Origin of the sequence: Paracoccus bogoriensis (assembly GCF_019431455.1) — a bacterium.
GTDB classification, from domain to species: domain Bacteria; phylum Pseudomonadota; class Alphaproteobacteria; order Rhodobacterales; family Rhodobacteraceae; genus Paracoccus; species Paracoccus bogoriensis.
The window spans coordinates 28,643-46,331 of sequence record NZ_JAHYSR010000010.1 but is presented as its reverse complement, the minus strand read 5'-3'; the positions used below and the strand labels follow the sequence as shown (position 1 = coordinate 46,331).

Below are 17,689 nucleotides of genomic sequence, written 5' to 3'. Positions count from 1 at the left end.
CTGACCATGACCGAGCAGCCTAAGAACACCGATTTTCACGATTCCTCGTTCCTGCAGGGCCATAACGCGGCCTATGTGGAACAGCTTTACGGGCAGTGGGCAAGGAACCCGGCTGCGGTCGATCAGGCCTGGGACGCTTTCTTCCGGGGCTTGGGCGACGATCGCTCCGATGCCGCCCGCGAGGCCCAGGGCGCAAGCTGGTCGCGCAAGGACTGGCCTCCGGCGCCCGCCGATGAACTGACCAGCGCGCTGACCGGCGAATGGCCGGCCGGCAGCAAGGACGAGGCCAGGGCGGCCGGCCAGAAGATCGCCGCCAAGGCCGCCGAAAAGGGCGTCGCCCTGTCCGAGGCGCAGCTGCGTCAGGCGGTGCTGGACAGCATCCGCGCGCTGATGCTGATTCGCGCCTATCGCATCCGGGGCCATCTGCACGCCGATCTGGACCCGCTTGGCCTGCGCAGCGTGCCCGACCATGGCGAGCTGAACCCCGAAAGCTACGGTTTCGGTCCCGAGGACATGGACCGTCCCATCTTCATCGACAATGTTCTGGGCCTTGAGGTCGCCTCGATCCGCCAGATCCGCGACCTGATGGAGCGCACCTATTGCGGCACCTTCGCGCTGCAATTCATGCATATTTCGAACCCCGAGGAAGCTGCCTGGCTGAAAGAGCGGATCGAGGGCTTCGGCAAGGAGATCCAGTTCACCCGCGAAGGCCGCCGCGCCATCCTGAACAAGCTGGTCGAGGCCGAGGGCTTCGAGAAGTTCCTGCATGTGAAATACATGGGCACCAAGCGGTTCGGCCTTGACGGCGGCGAGGCGCTGATCCCGGCGATGGAACAGATCATCAAGCGCGGCGGCGCGCTTGGCGTGAAGGACATCGTGATCGGGATGCCCCACCGCGGCCGCCTGTCGGTGCTGGCCAATGTGATGGGCAAGCCCTATCGCGCGATCTTCAACGAATTCCAGGGTGGCAGCTTCAAGCCCGAGGACGTGGATGGCTCGGGCGACGTGAAATATCACCTGGGCGCATCCAGCGACCGCGAGTTCGACGGCAACAGCGTCCACCTGTCGCTGACCGCAAATCCCAGCCACCTGGAAGCCGTGAACCCGGTCGTTCTGGGCAAGGCGCGCGCCAAGGGCGATCAGCTTGGCGACCGCACCGACCGGACTTCGGTTCTGCCGATCCTGCTGCATGGCGACGCAGCCTTTGCCGGTCAGGGTATCGTGGCCGAATGTCTTCAGCTTTCGGGCATCAAGGGCCATCGCACCGGCGGCTGCATTCATATCGTGGTGAACAACCAGATCGGCTTTACCACCGCGCCGCATTTCAGCCGCACCTCGCCCTATCCGACCGATATCGCGCTGATGGTCGAGGCGCCGATCTTCCACGTGAACGGCGACGATCCCGAGGCCGTGGTCCATGCCGCCAAGGTGGCGACCGAATTCCGGCAGAAATTCAAGAAGGATGTCGTCATCGACATCTTCTGCTACCGCCGCTTCGGTCACAACGAGGGCGACGAGCCCATGTTCACCAACCCGGCGATGTATACCAGGATCAAGAGCCACAAGACCACGCTTCAGCTCTACACCGAGCGTCTGGTCGCCGAAGGCCTGATCCCCGAGGGCGAGATCGAGGAGATGAAGGCCGCCTTCCAGAAGCATCTCAACGAGGAATTCGAGCAGGGCAAGACCTACAAGCCGAACAAGGCCGACTGGCTTGACGGCAAGTGGTCCGGGCTCGACCGCGAAGGCGACGAATATGTGGCGGGCGAGACCGGCATCGAGCCCGAGATGATGACCCGCATCGGCACCGCGCTGACCACCGTTCCCGAGGGGATGAACCTGCACAAGACCGTGGGTCGTCTGCTCGAAGCAAAAAAGCAGATGTTCGCCACCGGCGAGGGCTTCGACTGGGCGACCGGCGAGGCGCTGGCCTTCGGCTCGCTGCTTCTGGAGGGACATGGTGTCCGCCTGGCCGGTCAGGACAGCACCCGCGGCACCTTCAGCCAGCGCCATTCGGCCTTCATCGACCAGCAGACCGAAGAGCGCTATTACCCGCTGAACAATATCGCCGAGGGTCAGGCCCATTACGAGGTCATCGATTCGATGCTCTCGGAATATGCGGTGCTGGGCTTTGAATACGGCTATTCGCTGGCCGAACCGAACAATCTGGTCATGTGGGAGGCGCAGTTCGGCGATTTCGCCAATGGTGCGCAGATCATGTTCGACCAGTTCATCTCGTCCGGCGAGAAGAAATGGCTGCGCATGTCGGGTCTGGTCATGCTGCTGCCCCACGGCTTCGAGGGTCAGGGGCCGGAACATTCCTCGGCCCGACTGGAACGGTTCCTGCAGATGTGCGCCGAGGACAACTGGATCGTTGCCAACTGCACGACGCCGGCAAACTACTTCCACATCCTGCGCCGCCAGCTCAAGCGCAAGTTCCGCAAGCCGCTGGTCCTGATGACCCCGAAATCGCTGCTGCGCCATCCGATGGCGATCAGCCGGGCCGAGGAATTCCAGACCGGCAGCACCTTCCACCGGGTTCTGTGGGACGACGCGCAGCGCGGCGGCTCGGCCACCGAACTGGTCGCGGACGACAAGATCAGGCGCGTCGTCGTCTGCTCGGGCAAGGTCTATTACGACCTGCTCAAGGCGCGCGACGAGGCCGGGATCACCGACATCTACCTGTTGCGTCTGGAACAGTTCTATCCCTTCCCTGCTCAGGCGATGGTCAAGGAACTGGGCCGTTTCAAGCAGGCCGAGATCGTCTGGTGTCAGGAAGAGCCCAAGAACCAGGGGGGCTGGACCTTTGTCGAACCCTATCTGGAATGGTGCCTCGAACGTGTGGGCGCCAGGCATACCCGGGCGCGCTATGCGGGCCGCAATGCCGCCGCTTCGGTCGCCACGGGTCTCGCCTCGCGCCACAAGGCCGAGCAGGAGACCCTGATCGCCGACGCGCTTGGCCTGGAAGGCTGAGCCGATGAGCACGCCAGTCCACGTTCCCGCTCTGGGCGAATCCGTGACCGAGGCGACGGTCGCCACCTGGTTCAAGAAACCGGGCGACCGCGTCGCGGCCGACGAGATGCTTTGCGAGCTGGAAACCGACAAGGTGACGGTCGAGGTGCCAAGCCCCGTCGCGGGAATATTGTCCGAGATCGTTGCAGCCGAGGGCGAGACCGTCGCCCCCGACGCCCTTCTGGCCCGGATCGGCTTGGCCGATGCCGGCGCCAGCGAACCCAAGCCCGAGAAACCGCAGGCCCAATCGCAGGCCGACAAGACCCCGGAAGGACAAGGCAAGATGAGCGGCAAATCCGTGGACGTGATGGTCCCCGCCCTTGGTGAAAGCGTGACGGAAGCGACCGTCGCCACCTGGTTCAAGAAGCCCGGCGACCAGGTCGCCGCCGACGAGATGCTGTGCGAGCTGGAAACCGACAAGGTCTCGGTCGAGGTTCCGGCCCCCGCGTCGGGCGTTCTGGCCGAAATCCTGGCCGGCGAAGGCACCACGGTCGATGCCAAGGCCCGCCTGGCGATCATCACCGAGGGCGCCAGCGGCACGCAATCCGCCGCCGCCAGCGGCGCACAGGCCGCGCAAGAGACCGTGCTGAAAAACGCCGGCCCCGAGGAGATGCGCCCCCGCGACCCCGAGGACGCCCCTTCCGCCAGGAAGGCCATGGCCGAGGCCGGTCTGAACCGCGACCAGGTTCAGGGCTCGGGCCGCGACGGCCGCGTGATGAAGGAAGACGTGGCCCGCGCTGTCTCGGCCCCCGCCCCGGCATCCGCCCCGGCCCCCGCCGCCGCCCGCGCGCCCTCGTCCGCCGACGATGCGCGGCGCGAGGAGCGGGTCAAGATGACCCGCCTGCGCCAGACCATCGCGCGGCGTCTGAAGGACGCGCAGAATACGGCCGCGATGCTGACGACCTATAACGAGGCCGACATGAGCGGCATCATGGCGCTGCGTAACGAATACAAGGACGCCTTCGAGAAGAAGCACAAGGTCAAGCTGGGCTTCATGTCCTTCTTCGTGAAGGCTTGCTGCCACGCCCTGAAGGAAGTCCCCGAGGTCAACGCGGAAATCGACGGCACCGACATCGTTTACAAGAACTTCGTTCATATGGGCGTCGCAGTGGGCACGCCCTCTGGGCTTGTGGTGCCGGTGGTGCGCGACGCCGACCAGAAATCCTTTGCCACGATCGAGAAGGAAATTGCCGAACTCGGCGCCAAGGGACGCGACGGCAAGCTGTCGATGGCCGAGATGCAGGGCGGCACCTTCACGATCTCGAATGGTGGCGTCTATGGCTCGCTGATGTCCTCGCCGATCCTGAACCCCCCTCAATCGGGCATCCTCGGGATGCACAAGATCCAGGACCGTCCCGTGGTCGTCGGCGGCCAGATCGTGATCCGCCCGATGATGTATCTGGCGCTCAGCTACGATCACCGCATCGTTGACGGCAAGGGCGCGGTCACTTTCCTTGTCCGCGTCAAGGAGGCGCTGGAAGATCCCCGCCGCCTGCTGATGGATCTCTGACCGCCGGAAAACCCTCGGCCCCGGGCGCGCCCCCCCGCGCCCGGGCCCTGCCCGGCCCAGGACAGCCCATGCCGAAGCCCGCCCCGATCACCCGCACCGGCGCCTGCCCGCACCTTGCCCCTGACCCGGCAAACAGATTGCGCCGCCCTGTGCGAACGCGCTAAGGCAAAGCAGGAACAGAGGGGCGCGAAACGGCATGACAATGACCTCCGAACTGACCGTGCTGGCGCTGGCGGGCCTGCTGCAATTCGCACAGATGATCGCCTATTCACTGGCCGCACAGCGCCAGATCGGACGCCGCGCGGCGATGGGCACGCGCGACGAACTGGCCGGCCACGTGCTGACCGGCGGCGCGGGCCGCCTGCAGCGTGCGCTGAACAATCATTTCGAGGGGCTGATCCTCTTCACCATTGCTGTCGTCGTGGTGACGCTCGGTCAGAAAAGCTCGATCATCACCGCCATCCTCGCCTGGACCTATCTCGGCGCCCGTATCCTCTATGTGCCTGCCTATCTGCTGGGCTGGGTGCCGGGCCGCTCGATCATCTGGGCGGTGGGTTTTGTGGCGACCATCCTCATGATCATGGCAAGCCTGCTGTGATTTGCCTTGGACCAAATATCCCGCGGGGGTCCGAGGGCGCGAAGCCCCCGGTTCTGCGGCCTGACGAAAGGAACTGCCATGTATGACCTGATCGTGATCGGCGCCGGACCCGGCGGCTATGTCTGCGCGATCCGCGCGGCCCAGCTGGGCCTCAAGGTGGCCTGCGTCGAGGGGCGCGAGACGCTCGGCGGCACCTGCCTCAACGTGGGCTGCATCCCCTCCAAGGCGCTTCTGCACGGCACGCATATGCTGCACGAAGCCCATGAGAACTTCGAGAAGATGGGCCTGATCACGCCAGAAATCACCGTCGATTGGCAGAAGATGCAGGGCTACAAGGCCGAAACCGTTGCAGGCAACACCAAGGGAATCGAGTTTCTCTTCAAGAAGAACAGGATCGACTGGCTCAAGGGCTGGGCCTCGATTCCCGAAGCGGGCAAGGTCAAGGTCGGCGATCAGGTCCACGAGACGAAGAACATCGTGATCGCCACCGGCTCGACCCCCGCGCCGCTCAAGGGTGTGACGGTTGACAACGAGGCGGGCCGCATCGTCGATTCCACCGGCGCGCTGGCGCTGAAGCAGATCCCGAAATCCATGATCGTGATCGGCGCGGGCGTGATCGGGCTGGAACTGGGCTCGGTCTATGCCCGATTGGGCGCCGAGGTCACTGTGCTGGAATATCTGGACGTGATCACCCCCGGCCTTGACGGCGAGGTGCAGAAGCAGTTCCAGAAGATGCTGACCAAGCAGGGGCTGAAATTTACCCTCGGCGCCTCGGTGCAATCGGCCGAGGTAGCGGGCGATCAGGTCAAGGTCAGCTACGCGCTGAAACAGGACGACAGCGCGCATGAGATCAGCGCTGATGTCGTGTTGGTCGCCACCGGCCGCCGCCCCCATGTCGAGGGTCTGGGCCTCGACGCGCTAGGCGTGACGCTGACCGATCGCGGCTTTATTCAGGTGGACAAGCACTGGGCCACCAGCGTCAAGGGCATCTATGCCATCGGGGATGCGGTCCCCGGCCCGATGCTGGCGCACAAGGCCGAGGACGAGGGCATGGCGGTGGCCGAGGTCATCGCGGGCAAGCACGGCCATGTGAATTACGGTGTCATCCCGGGCGTCATCTACACCACGCCCGAGGTCGCCAATGTCGGCCTGACCGAGGAACAGGCAAAGGAGGCCGGGCGCAAGATCAAGGTCGGCAAGTTCCCCTTCATGGGCAATGCCCGCGCCAAGGCGCAATTCCTGGGCGAGGGCTTCGTCAAGCTGATCGCGGATGCGGAAACCGACCGCATCCTTGGCTGCCACATCATCGGGCCGTCGGCGGGCGACCTGATTCACGAGGTCTGCGTGGCGATGGAATTCGGCGCCTCGGCCGAGGATCTGGCCTTGACCTGCCACGCCCATCCGACCGTGTCGGAAGCGGTGCGCGAGGCGGCGCTGGCCTGCGGCGGCGGGGCGATCCATGCCTGAGGCGGCGATGTCCGCCCTGACCGGCCCGGCGGGGAAGCCTTTCCCCGCCGACCGCGCCGCCGCGTCCGACAAGGGCCACGCTTCCCGCCTCGGGCGGCGCGGGCTGGTCCTCGGGGCGCTGGCCCTGGCCGCCTGTGGCGGCGACAGCGCCACGTCGCGGTCCGGCCTGACCCATACTGGCCTCTATCCGAACGAGACGCCCTATCTGCGCCAGCGCATCAATTTCTGGGCCTCGCATTACGACGTGCCGCCCGCCCTGGTGCAGCGCGTGGTGCTGCGCGAATCCGGCCACCGACCAGTTGCCCGCAACGGCCCCTATTACGGGCTGATGCAGCTTCACCCCCAGACCGCCCGCACGATGGGCTTTCGCGGGCCGGATACGGGGCTGCTGGATGCAGACACGAACCTGAAATACGGCGTGCGCTATCTGCGCGGCGCCTGGATCGTCGCGGACGGCAATCCCGACCGGGCAATCATGTGGTATTCGCGCGGCTATTACTATGAGGCTCGCCGCAGGGGCCTGCTGCGCGAGACGGGGTTGCGGCGCTAGGCCGCGACCCTTTCAGCCTCCGGCGATGATCCGCACATAATTGCGAGTCTCGCGATAGGGCGGGATGCCACCATATTTCTGCACTGCCCCCGGCCCAGCGTTATAGGCCGCCAGCGCCAGGCGCCAATTGCCGAACTGATTATACATCATCCGCAGATAACGCGCCCCGCCATCGAGGTTCTGCATCGGATCATGCGGGTTCACACCCAGCTTCGCCGCCGTGCCGGGCATCAGCTGCGCCAGCCCCATCGCGCCCTTGTGCGACCGTGCGTTCGGATTCCAGCCCGATTCCAGCTGGACGAGGCGCAGGAACAGATCCTCGGGGATGCCATGGCGCTGCGCCGCCGCGCGGGCATGGGGCAGGTATTCGCTGCGCCGTCCGGTGTAGCGGGGAATGTTGCCGCCATCGGGGGCCAGCGGCATGGCCTGCTCGATCCGGCCGGGCTGAAGCCGCGCCGATTGCTGGTATTGCGTCGAGAGCCGCGAATCCATCAGCCGGGTCTGGCGGGCGAATTGCTCGGCGCGCGACTTGGACGAACTGCCCGACAGCCGCAGCCCCTCGGCCGAGACCGGTGCCGCAACGCCCGTGGCCAAAGCCGCGCAGATCGCGAGCCTGAGAAGATGAGTGAACCGCATGTCTCTGCCCTCGTGTTCGTCAGCTTGTCGCTGCTTCAGCGCCGGCACTATACACCGGTTTGCCCGCTTCGCCACCCGCCGCCTGCGCCCCGAGCATCGCGCCCTGCCCTGCTCGGCGGCGGCCTGCCCATCGCCTGATGGCTTGCGGCTGAGGCCGCGGCTGCGCTAGACCGGCCTTCAAGGCTTGGAACAAGGGAACTCCGTCATGGCAGGCAGCGTCAACAAGGTCATCCTGATCGGCAATCTTGGGCGCGACCCCGAGATCCGCAGCTTTCAGAACGGCGGCAAGGTGGCCAATCTGCGGATCGCGACATCCGAAACCTGGAAGGATCGCACCACCGGCGAACGCCGCGAAAAGACCGAATGGCACACAGTCGCCATCTTCAACGAGGGCCTCGTGAACGTGGTCGAGCGTTATCTGAAGAAGGGCAGCAAGGTCTATATCGAAGGCGCGCTGGAAACCCGCAAATGGCAGGACCAGTCGGGCCAGGACCGCTATTCGACCGAGATCGTCCTGCGCGGGCTGGGCGGCAACCTGACCATGCTGGACGGGCGCGGTGATGGCGGCGGTGGTGCGGGCGGCGGCGGCATGGGCGGCGGCAGCATGGGCGGCGGCTATGACGATTACGGCAGCAGCCGCGGCGGCCCCTCGGGCGGGCCTTCGGGCGGCGGTCGGCCAGATTACGACGACGAGATCCCGTTCTGATCGGGACGCATCAGGCGAATCACCTTGGGGCGGTCCGGCGGGCCGCCCTTTTTCGTCACCCGCGCCGCGCCGCGGCGTAGCGATCTTGCCCCCGGCCCCGGGGCGCTGGCTTGCAAATTGCGCGCACCCCTGCCGCCGCTTTCGGAATGATCCTGTGCTTGCAACCATGTCGGGGCGGCGTTTTGCTGAAGGGCAGAACCGGACAAAGGATGCAAGCCATGCCCCTGACCCTGACCGACCTGACCCCGCCCGACGGTTTCGAGCGCCTCGTGCTGGCCCAGCACCCCGAAGCGGGTCTGCGCGCGCTGATCTGCCTGCATTCGACGGTGCTCGGCCCGGCGGCGGGCGGATGCCGGATGTGGCCCTATACCGATGATGCGGCGGCCATCCACGACGTGACGCGGCTGGCGCGCGGCATGAGCTACAAGAACGCCATGGCCGATCTGGGGCTGGGCGGCGGCAAGGCGGTGATCATCGGTGATGCGCGGCAGGACAAGACGCCCGCGATGATGCGCGCCTTTGGCGAGGCGGTCGAGGCGCTTGGCGGGCGCTACTGGACGGCCGAGGATGTGGGCATCTCGCCCGAGGACATGGCCCATGCGGCGGAAGTCACCCGTTACGCCGTAGGGCTGTCGGGCGCCTCGGGCGACCCCTCGCCCTGGACGGCCGAGGGCGTGTTTCGCTGCCTGCGCGTGGGCGCGGCCCATGTCTTCGGCAGCGACGACCTGACGGGTCGGCGCGTTCTGGTGCAGGGTCTGGGCCATGTCGGCCTGTCGCTGGCCGAAAAGCTGGCCGCCGCAGGCGCGCGGCTGATCGTGACCGACATCCATCAGGCGGCGCTTGAGGATGCGGCGGACCGGCTTGGCGCCACCATCTGCGCGCCCGATCAGGTCTTTCAGCAAGAGATGGAGATCTTCGCGCCCTGCGCGCTTGGCGGCGTGCTGAACGCCCGGACCATCCCGGATCTGACCGCGCGGCTGGTCTGCGGCGCGGCGAACAACCAGCTGGCCAGCGACGACCTGACCGAGACGCTGGCCGCGCGCGGCATCACCTATCTGCCCGATTACGTCGTGAATGCGGGCGGCATCATCAGCGTCGCCAGCGAGATCCACGGCAAGAACGACGCCTGGCGGCTCGAACGTCTGGCCGGCATCGCGGGCTGCGTGGCCCAGATGCTGGAGCGCGCCGCCGCCAGCGGCCAGCCCCCCGCGCGCGTGGCCGATGCCATGGTCGAGGCGATGCTGGACCGCAAGCGCGCCGCCTGATCGGGCTTGCGCGGCAGCCAGCCGTGCGGCCCCCCTCGATGGGGGGGCGCGCGGCTTTCCGGGCCGGGACGGAGGCAGAACCTAGCGCGCGTCGCGCAGCACGGCCTCCAGCGTGGCGACATCGACGGCATCGCTGACGAAGGCTTCACCGATACCGCGCGCCAGCACGAAACGCAGGCGGCCATCCACGACCTTCTTGTCCTGTCCCATCAGCGCAATCAGCGCCCGGTCGTCAGGCAGATTCCCCGCGATCTCGGACAGGCGGGCGGGCAAGCCCATCTGACGCAGATGCGCCAGAACCCGGCTGGGCGCCTCCTGCGAACACAGGCCCATCCGCGCCGACAGGTCGAAGGCCAGCGCGCAGCCGATCGCCACCCCCTCGCCATGCAGCAGCCTGTCGGAATAGCCCGTCGCGGCCTCCAGCGCATGGCCGAATGTGTGGCCCAGGTTCAGCAGCGCACGCTCGCCCTGTTCGGTCTCGTCGCGGGTGACAATGCCCGCCTTCATCGCCACCGAATGCGCTATTGCCTTGAGGCGCAGCGCCGGATCATCGCGCAGGCCGGGGGCGTTTTCCTCCAGCCAGGCGAAGAAATCAGCATCCCCCAGCAATCCGTATTTCGCAACCTCGCCGTAACCGGCCAGGAAATCGCGAGGGCTCAGCGTATCCAGCACAAGGGTATCGGCCAGCACCAGCGAGGGCTGGTGAAACGCCCCGATCAGGTTCTTGCCATGCGCGCTGTTGATCCCGGTCTTGCCGCCGACGCTGCTGTCCACCTGCGCCAGCAGCGTGGTGGGCATCTGCACGAAACGCACGCCGCGCCGCAGGATCGCCGTTGCAAAGCCCACCAGATCGCCGATCACCCCGCCGCCCAGGGCCAGGACGACATCGCGCCGCTCGATCTGCTGTTCCAGCAGCCATTCGACGCAGCGCATCAGATGCGGCCAGCTTTTCGTCCCCTCGCCTGCCGGCAGGATCAGCGCGCGGCAGCCGATCCCTTCGGATTTCAGCGCCGTCTCCAGGGCAGGCAGGTGCAGCCGGGCGACGGTCTCTTCGGTCACGATTGCGACGCGGGGCCGTGCCAGCAGCGGCGCAATCCAAGCGCCCGCCATGCCGATCAGACCCGGCCCGATCTGAACGTCATAAGCGCGCGCGCCAAGGGGAACGTGGACGGTGACGGTCTCGGTCATCGGGGATGGTCCTTTGACAGGGGGGCAAAAGGGCAGACGGGCGCATTCTCCAGCGTGTCCAGCAGGCGCCCGGCCGAGGCCTCGACGCTATCGCCCGCCTGCGCGGCAAAGCGCAGATCGGCCAGCGCATAAACCGGAGCGCGTTCTGCCATCAGACGGATCAGCGTGCCCTTGGGATCGGCGGTCTGCAGCAGGGGGCGGGTCGGACGCTGCCGGACGCGCTGCCACAGAAGCTCCATATCGCAGTCCAGCCACACCGAGACCCCGGTGCGCCCGATGGCCTTGCGGTTGCCCTCCTGCATGAAGGCCCCCCCGCCTGTCGAGATCACACCGACCGGCCCCGCCAGCAGGCGGCCCAGCACCTCGGCCTCGCGGGCGCGAAAGAACGCCTCGCCGTCGCGGGCGAAGATCTCGGTGATGGTCATGGCGGCGGCGGTCTCGATCTCGGCATCCGAGTCGCGGAACGGCACGCCGAGGCGCCGCGCCAATTCGCCACCGATCGCCGTCTTGCCCGCTCCCATCATGCCCACCAGCACGATATGCCTGATCAGTCGCCGTCGCATCGCAATCCCTTCATCTTGCGACTGAATGGCGTGATCTTCCCGGAATTGCCATATATAATCCGTCCGGACCCGGCATCAGACCGGGCACGGGCAAGGCAGGTCTCCGGTTCGACCGGGCAAGCAAGGGCAGGGTAATGCGGCTGATCAAGGTTCTGGCGGTGGTGATTCTGGCGGCTCTGGCCGGTCTGGCCGGTTACGCCTATTTCGGCGATATGGAACCGATACGTCAGGAAAAACGCCTGCCGCTGCAACTGGGGACGCCGGGTGATTGAAAGGCACGCCCTCGCCGCCCTTCTGGCGCTGATCCTCTTTCACCCCGCGCCGCCGGCATTCGGGCAGGGACAGCCCCTGTCGGCCAGCGACTGGCTGTCGGGCAGCGTGCGCGGGCCGCAGCGCGAGACTTCGGCCTGGCGGCCAGGCGACGAGCCCCCGCCCGGACCCGACACGATGTCGCGTCAACCCGTCGCGGCCAGCGGCGAAGTCGGGCCGGTTCTGGTGACGCGGCTCGACCAGGGCAATCCCGACGGGGCGGGCACGATGAGCCCGCGCCGGGCCGGTCTGCCGGCTGATCTCTGGGCAGGCAGCGACCCGGCAGAGCTATCGGCGCTGCTGTTGCAGACACCGGCGCGGCTGCAATCCATGCAGGCGCTGATGCGGCGTGTGCTGACCGCGCAGCTTGCCCCGCCCCAGATCGACGGCGCGCCCGATCCGCAGGGGCGGCTGTTCATGGCCCGGGTGGACCGGTTGCTGGACATGGGCGCGCTGGACGAGGCGCAATCGCTGTTGCTGGCCGCAGGTGTCGGCAATCCCGAAATCTTTCGCCGCCTGTTCGACATCGCGCTGCTGGAAGGGGACGAACACCGCGCCTGCCGCATCATGAACAGCACGCCCGGCATTGCGCCCAGCTTTCCGGCGCGGATCTTCTGCCTGGCGCAGACCGGCGATTGGGCAGCCGCGGCGATCAGCCTGCATGGCGCCGAAAGCCTTGGCCTGATCGACGAACGTCAGGCGATCCTGCTGACGCATTTCCTCGATGATGCCTTCGTCGATGGCGGCGAGACGCTGGTGCCGGCCGATCGGGTAACGCCGCTTGAATTCCGCATCCACGAAGCGATCGGCCAGCCCCTGCCCACCAGCACGTTGCCCGTGGCCTTCGCCCAAAGCGATCTGCGGCCGAACAGCGGCTTCAAGGCCCGCCTGGAAGCCGCCGAGCGCTTGGCGCGGTCGGGCGCGCTTGGGCCGTTGCGGCTGCGGGCAATCTATGGCGAACAGCGTCCTGCGGCCTCGGGCGGGGTCTGGGAACGCGCCAGCGCAATGCGTACGCTGGAGGCGGCGCTGCAATCGGGCGATCTGGCGCAGGCCCTGCCCCGTGCCTTTGACGAATTCGCCGCCGCCGGCATGGCGGATCTGCTGGCCGCGATGGTCGGCGCCGATCTGCCCGACCATTACCCCGGCGACACGCGCACCGCCGAGATCATCACCCTGCTGCGACAATGGCGCGGCCTGACCGGAACCGAGCCGCCGGAGCCCGCGCCCGAACTGGCCGCCGATCCCCCCGAGCCGCCGCAAAGCGCGCGCGGCGAGGCGCTGTTGCTGGCCATGGCCGATATCGACGCCGCGCTGGAAGGCGATCTGGCACGGGCCGGGCGCGGCATCGCCATGCTGCGCGCGCTTGGCCTGACCGAAGATGCGCGCCGTGCCGAGCAACAGATCACCCTGCTGCCCCGGATGACAGGCACACCATGAGCCGCGATTCTGCGGCCATATCCGCCTTTCTGGACGCCCAGGCCGCCGAGGCCGGAGCGGCGCGCAACACGCTTCTGGCCTATGGGCGCGACCTGAACGACCTGGCGGGATGGCTGGCGCGGCAGTCGCTGAGCCTGGCCGATCTGACACGCGAGCGGATCGAGGAATATCTGACCTTCTGCGAGGCGCAGGGCCTGTCACGCGCGACCCGGGCGCGGCGGCTTTCCGCAATCCGGCAATTCACCCGCTTCGCCCTGGAAGAGGGTTGGCGCCCCGACGATCCCGCCATCCGCATCAGCGGGCCGGGCCGGACGCACCGCCTGCCCCGCAGCCTGTCCCAGTCCGAAATCGCCCTGCTGCTGCAAGCCGCCCCCAGATTCGGCCGGACCCAGGCCGACCGCGCGCGCTCGACCTGTCTGGTCGAACTGCTCTATTCAACCGGGATGCGCGTCAGCGAACTGGTCGAACTGCCCGTCGCAGGCTGCCGGGGCGATCCCGAACTGCTGCTGATCCGTGGCAAGGGCGGACGCGAGCGTCTGGTTCCCCTGACCGGCCCCGCACGACGCGCCCTGACCGCATGGCTGGCCCATCGCGACCATGCGCCCGAAGGCAGCGCCCTTGCGAAGCTGGTCGCGGGGCGCGGGGGCCGCTGGCTGTTCCCTGCCCCCGGCAAGGCGGGCCACATGTCCCGGCAGGCGATCTCGCGCCTGCTGGAGCGCCTTTCGCTGATGGCGGGGCTGGACCCCGCGCGGGTCACGCCCCATGTCATTCGCCACGCCTTCGCCACCCACCTGCTGGAGGGCGGAGCCGATCTGAGGGTGATCCAGACCCTGTTGGGCCATGCCGATCTGGGAACGACGGAAATCTACACCCATGTCGTCACTGCAAGGATGCGGGAACTGGTTCTGAAGCATCACCCTCTTGCTGCCCCGAAAAACAGAAAAACATAGGTTTCTCAAAACACAATGGACGATCCTTCAGGTATTTTCGACAGCGTGTTCTGGCTGACTTGCGGCGCGATTGCCTGCCTTCTGGCGATCTCGGCCTTCTTTTCGGGTTCGGAAACCGCGCTGACGGCCTCAAGCCGGTCCAAGCTGCAGGCCCGCGCCGACAAGGGCGAGACGGGCGCACAAGCCGCGCTGCGCGTGACCGAGGACAGCGAAAAGCTGATCGGTGCGATCCTTCTGGGCAACAACGTGGTCAACATCCTGTCCGCCAGCCTTGCCACCGCGCTTCTGACACGGGTGCTGGGCAGCGGCGGCGTGGCCATGGCGACGCTGGTGATGACGGTGCTGGTGCTGATCTTTGCCGAGGTGATGCCCAAGACCTATGCCATCTCGGCCCCCGAAAAGGTGGCCATCCTGGTCGCGCGTCCGATCCGTCTGGTCACGATCCTGCTGTCGCCGGTCGTTGCCGTGGTTCGGGCCATCGTGCGGCTGATCCTGGCGCTGTTCGGGCTCAAGACCGATGCAAGCGCGCATATGTTCTCGATCGAGGAAGAAATCGCGGGCGCCCTGTCCATCGGTCATGCCTCGGGCGCGGTTCAGAAGGAGGATCGCGACCGCCTTCTGGGCGCGCTGGATCTGGGCAACCGCACGGTCGAGGAGATCATGCGCCACCGCTCCGAGATCCAGATGATCGACGCCGACATGCCCCCCGAGCGCATTCTGGAAGCCGTGCTGTCCAGCCCCCATACCCGCCTGCCCGTCTATAAAGGCGAACGCGAAAACGTCGTGGGTGTGGTTCATGCCAAGGATCTGCTGCGCGCAGTAAACCGTTCGGTTCGTGACCAGCGCGACCCGGCGGGCGACCGCCGGATTGACCTGATGGCCGTGGCGATGCCGCCCTATTTCGTCCCCGAGACCACGGCGCTTGACGAACAGATGCGCGAATTTCTCAAGCGCCGCACGCATTTCGCGCTGGTCGTGGACGAATATGGCAGCCTGCGCGGCCTTGTGACGCTGGAGGACATCATCGAAGAGATCGTGGGCGAGATCACCGACGAACACGACACGGAATCCGAACAGGTGCTGAAACCCGGCCCCCAGGGCGATTACCTGGTCGATGGCGGCATGACGATCCGCGACCTGAACCGCCAGCTGGACTGGAACCTTCCCGATGACGAGGCGAATACGGTCGCGGGGCTGGTCATCCACATGGCGCAGTCGATCCCGGAACAGGGTCAGGTCTTCAGCTTCCACGGCTATCGCTTCGAGGTCGTGACGCGGCGCGAGAACCGGATAACGCGGCTCAAGATCAGACCGCTGGCAGCATCGCGCAGCGGCGAAAGCTGACGCCCGGCTTGCAACCGGACCTCATCCAACCTAACAGGTGACGGAAGCTCATTGCCGCAAGGGATCCGACATGGACATCGCCGCCCGCCGCTCTGCCAATCCCGATCACTGGAACCTCGCCGCCGCGATCCGCGTGCTGTCGATGGATGCGGTCGAGGCCGCCAATTCCGGCCATCCGGGTATGCCGATGGGCATGGCCGACGTGGCGACGGTGCTGTTTCGCAATCACCTGAAATTCGACGCCTCGGCGCCGCATTGGTTCGACCGCGATCGCTTCATCCTGTCGGCGGGCCATGGTTCGATGCTGATCTACAGCCTGCTTTACCTGACGGGCTATCGGCAGATGACGCTGGACCAGATCCGCAACTTCCGTCAACTGGATGCGATCACGGCAGGCCATCCGGAATATGGCCATGTCGAGGGGGTCGAGACAACGACCGGCCCTCTGGGCCAGGGCATCGCCACCGCCGTCGGCTTCGCCATGGCCGAGGAAGCCATGCGCGCCGAGTTCGGGGCCGATCTGTGCGACCACCGCACCTGGGTCATCGCGGGCGATGGTTGCCTGATGGAGGGCATCAGCCAGGAAGCGATCGGCCTGGCCGGCCACCAGAAGCTGGGTCGCCTGATCGTTCTGTGGGACAATAACGACATCACCATCGACGGCCGCGTCAGCCTGTCGGACAAGACCGACCAGCGTGCGCGCTTTGCGGCCTCGGGCTGGCGGGTGCTGTCCTGCGACGGCCATGACGCCGCCGATATCGACCGGGCGCTGCGCGAGGCCGCACAGGATGACGGCCGCCCGGTTCTGGTCGATTGCAAGACCGTGATCGGCTTCGGCTCGCCCGCCAAGGCCGATAGCAGCAAGGCCCATGGTTCGCCCCTTGGCGCGGCCGAGATCGCCGCCACACGCGAGGTTTACGGCTGGACCGCCGGCGCCTTCGAGATCCCCGAGCCGATCCTGTCCCAGTGGCGCCAGATCGGCGCGCGGGGTGCCGAGGCGCGCGCCGCCTGGCAGGCCCGCGTCGATGCGCTGGACGCCACCCGGCGCGACGCCTTTGCCGCCCGCATCGGCACCGATCCGAACCCGCGCCTTGCGCCGACCATCGCCGCGTTCAAGCAGCAGACGCTGGGCAGCAAGCCCAAGGTCGCGACCCGCAAGGCCAGCGAAAACGTGCTGGAAGTGCTGAACGCCGCGATGCCCGAGAATTTCGGCGGCTCGGCCGACCTGACGGGCTCCAACAACACCAAGACCGGCGGTCAGGGCGTCTTCAGCCCCGAAAACCGACTGGGCCGCTACATCCATTACGGCATCCGCGAACACGGCATGGCGGCGGCGATGAACGGGATCTGGCTGCATGGCGGCTTCCGCCCCTATGGCGGGACGTTCCTGACCTTTACCGATTACGCGCGCGGGGCGATGCGGCTGTCGGCGCTGATGGGCCTGCCGGTCGTCTATGTGATGACCCATGACAGCATCGGCCTGGGCGAGGACGGACCGACCCATCAACCGGTCGAGCATCTGGCCATTTGCCGCGCCACGCCCAACACGCTGACGCTGCGCCCCTGCGATCAGATCGAGACCGCCGAGGCCTGGGAGATCGCGCTGTCGCAGACCGACCGTCCCTCGGTGCTGGCGCTGTCGCGCCAGAACCTGCCGCTTCTGCGCGAGGAGATCGACGGGAACCTGTCGGCCAAGGGCGCCTATGTGCTGCGCGAGGCCTCGGCCGCGCCGCAGGTCGTGCTGATGGCCTCGGGCTCCGAGGTCGAGATCGCTGTGGCCGCCCGCGAGACGCTCGAGGCCGATGGCGTCTCCACCCGTGTCGTCTCGGTCCCCTCGATCGAACTGTTTTTGGCGCAGGACGAGGCCTATCGCGCCAAGATCCTGCCCGCCGGCACCGTCCGCGTCGCGGTCGAAGCGGCGGTCGGCCAGCCCTGGGACCGGCTGCTGCTGGGCCTCGGAGGCTCCGAGGCGAAATCGGCCTTTGTGGGAATGACGGGTTTCGGCGCCTCGGGGCCTGCGCCCGCGCTCTACAAGCATTTCGGCATCACCGCCGAGGCGGTCGCGGAACGTGCCAAGGCGCTTCTGTGAGGGACAAGCCCTCCTTGGCGGCGCAAGACCGCGCAATTCCTGGCCCTCTTGGCGACAAGCGGCCT

15 protein-coding genes are annotated in these 17,689 nt (G+C 66.9%); 12 read left to right on the top strand and 3 right to left on the bottom strand.

The window, feature by feature from the left end:
• Positions 1–6: 6 nt before the first annotated feature.
• The 5 genes from KY389_RS06710 (at position 7) to KY389_RS06690 (ending at position 7,137) form a co-directional block, all read left to right on the top strand.
• Positions 7–2,973 (top strand): 2-oxoglutarate dehydrogenase E1 component, encoded by a 2,967-nt coding sequence (locus KY389_RS06710; protein ID WP_219830088.1) that lies wholly within the window; start codon positions 7–9, stop codon positions 2,971–2,973.
• 4 nt (positions 2,974–2,977) lie between these two features.
• Positions 2,978–4,522 carry a 2-oxoglutarate dehydrogenase complex dihydrolipoyllysine-residue succinyltransferase gene (gene odhB, locus KY389_RS06705; protein WP_219830087.1) on the top strand — a complete coding sequence of 515 codons (1,545 nt, stop codon included), beginning with the start codon at positions 2,978–2,980 and terminating at the stop codon, positions 4,520–4,522.
• A gap of 202 nt (positions 4,523–4,724) precedes the next feature.
• Positions 4,725–5,120, top strand: coding sequence for an MAPEG family protein (locus tag KY389_RS06700; RefSeq protein ID WP_219830175.1), 396 nt, complete (start codon positions 4,725–4,727; stop codon positions 5,118–5,120).
• A gap of 78 nt (positions 5,121–5,198) precedes the next feature.
• Positions 5,199–6,587 (top strand): dihydrolipoyl dehydrogenase, encoded by a 1,389-nt coding sequence (lpdA, locus tag KY389_RS06695; RefSeq protein ID WP_219830086.1) that lies wholly within the window; start codon positions 5,199–5,201, stop codon positions 6,585–6,587.
• A gap of 7 nt (positions 6,588–6,594) precedes the next feature.
• Entirely contained in the window at positions 6,595–7,137 is a 543-nt protein-coding gene (locus KY389_RS06690; RefSeq protein WP_219830085.1) for a transglycosylase SLT domain-containing protein, read from the top strand.
• 12 nt (positions 7,138–7,149) lie between these two features.
• On the opposite strand, the gene KY389_RS06685 is transcribed toward KY389_RS06690, so the two are convergent.
• Entirely contained in the window at positions 7,150–7,773 is a 624-nt protein-coding gene (locus KY389_RS06685) for a lytic transglycosylase domain-containing protein (protein WP_219830084.1), read from the bottom strand.
• A gap of 205 nt (positions 7,774–7,978) precedes the next feature.
• On the opposite strand from KY389_RS06685, the gene ssb reads away from it, so the two are divergent.
• Both ssb and KY389_RS06675 read left to right on the top strand, forming a co-directional pair.
• Positions 7,979–8,479, top strand: a complete 501-nt coding sequence (gene ssb / locus KY389_RS06680) for a single-stranded DNA-binding protein (RefSeq protein ID WP_219830083.1) — start codon at positions 7,979–7,981, stop codon at positions 8,477–8,479.
• Between the two features lie 218 nt (positions 8,480–8,697).
• Complete coding sequence (locus tag KY389_RS06675; RefSeq protein ID WP_219830082.1) at positions 8,698–9,744, top strand: Leu/Phe/Val dehydrogenase; 1,047 nt, start codon at positions 8,698–8,700, stop codon at positions 9,742–9,744.
• Positions 9,745–9,825: 81 nt separating this feature from the next.
• Here the strand turns inward: KY389_RS06675 and aroB are convergent, their stop codons facing one another.
• Together aroB and KY389_RS06665 are read right to left on the bottom strand one after the other, a co-directional pair.
• Positions 9,826–10,932: a 3-dehydroquinate synthase gene (gene aroB / locus KY389_RS06670; protein ID WP_219830081.1), complete on the bottom strand. Its 1,107-nt coding sequence runs from the start codon at positions 10,930–10,932 to the stop codon at positions 9,826–9,828.
• Complete coding sequence (locus tag KY389_RS06665) at positions 10,929–11,495, bottom strand: shikimate kinase (protein WP_219830080.1); 567 nt, start codon at positions 11,493–11,495, stop codon at positions 10,929–10,931. The genes aroB and KY389_RS06665 overlap by 4 nt, the downstream gene beginning before the upstream one ends.
• 134 nt (positions 11,496–11,629) lie before the next feature.
• On the opposite strand from KY389_RS06665, the gene KY389_RS06660 reads away from it, so the two are divergent.
• From KY389_RS06660 to tkt, 5 genes are all read left to right on the top strand, one after another.
• Positions 11,630–11,767, top strand: coding sequence for a hypothetical protein (locus KY389_RS06660; RefSeq protein WP_219830079.1), 138 nt, complete (start codon positions 11,630–11,632; stop codon positions 11,765–11,767).
• Positions 11,760–13,241: a hypothetical protein gene (locus KY389_RS06655; protein WP_219830078.1), complete on the top strand. Its 1,482-nt coding sequence runs from the start codon at positions 11,760–11,762 to the stop codon at positions 13,239–13,241. The genes KY389_RS06660 and KY389_RS06655 overlap by 8 nt, the downstream gene beginning before the upstream one ends.
• Positions 13,238–14,191 carry a tyrosine recombinase gene (locus tag KY389_RS06650; RefSeq protein WP_219830077.1) on the top strand — a complete coding sequence of 318 codons (954 nt, stop codon included), beginning with the start codon at positions 13,238–13,240 and terminating at the stop codon, positions 14,189–14,191. Before KY389_RS06655 ends, KY389_RS06650 begins: the two co-directional genes overlap by 4 nt.
• A gap of 15 nt (positions 14,192–14,206) precedes the next feature.
• The gene (locus KY389_RS06645; protein WP_219830076.1) at positions 14,207–15,535 is read left to right on the top strand and encodes an HlyC/CorC family transporter; all 1,329 of its coding nucleotides are present in this window, start codon (positions 14,207–14,209) and stop codon (positions 15,533–15,535) included.
• Between the two features lie 70 nt (positions 15,536–15,605).
• Entirely contained in the window at positions 15,606–17,624 is a 2,019-nt protein-coding gene (tkt, locus tag KY389_RS06640) for a transketolase (RefSeq protein ID WP_219830075.1), read from the top strand.
• Positions 17,625–17,689: the final 65 nt, after the last annotated feature.

Coding starts and splice junctions, on each gene's coding strand:
- KY389_RS06710 (WP_219830088.1), top strand. CDS start 7: ATGACCGAGCAGCCTAAGAACACCGATTTTCACGATTCCTCGTTCCTG.
- odhB (WP_219830087.1), top strand. CDS start 2,978: ATGAGCACGCCAGTCCACGTTCCCGCTCTGGGCGAATCCGTGACCGAG.
- KY389_RS06700 (WP_219830175.1), top strand. CDS start 4,725: ATGACCTCCGAACTGACCGTGCTGGCGCTGGCGGGCCTGCTGCAATTC.
- lpdA (WP_219830086.1), top strand. CDS start 5,199: ATGTATGACCTGATCGTGATCGGCGCCGGACCCGGCGGCTATGTCTGC.
- KY389_RS06690 (WP_219830085.1), top strand. CDS start 6,595: ATGTCCGCCCTGACCGGCCCGGCGGGGAAGCCTTTCCCCGCCGACCGC.
- KY389_RS06685 (WP_219830084.1), bottom strand. CDS start 7,773: ATGCGGTTCACTCATCTTCTCAGGCTCGCGATCTGCGCGGCTTTGGCC.
- ssb (WP_219830083.1), top strand. CDS start 7,979: ATGGCAGGCAGCGTCAACAAGGTCATCCTGATCGGCAATCTTGGGCGC.
- KY389_RS06675 (WP_219830082.1), top strand. CDS start 8,698: ATGCCCCTGACCCTGACCGACCTGACCCCGCCCGACGGTTTCGAGCGC.
- aroB (WP_219830081.1), bottom strand. CDS start 10,932: ATGACCGAGACCGTCACCGTCCACGTTCCCCTTGGCGCGCGCGCTTAT.
- KY389_RS06665 (WP_219830080.1), bottom strand. CDS start 11,495: ATGCGACGGCGACTGATCAGGCATATCGTGCTGGTGGGCATGATGGGA.
- KY389_RS06660 (WP_219830079.1), top strand. CDS start 11,630: ATGCGGCTGATCAAGGTTCTGGCGGTGGTGATTCTGGCGGCTCTGGCC.
- KY389_RS06650 (WP_219830077.1), top strand. CDS start 13,238: ATGAGCCGCGATTCTGCGGCCATATCCGCCTTTCTGGACGCCCAGGCC.
- KY389_RS06645 (WP_219830076.1), top strand. CDS start 14,207: ATGGACGATCCTTCAGGTATTTTCGACAGCGTGTTCTGGCTGACTTGC.
- tkt (WP_219830075.1), top strand. CDS start 15,606: ATGGACATCGCCGCCCGCCGCTCTGCCAATCCCGATCACTGGAACCTC.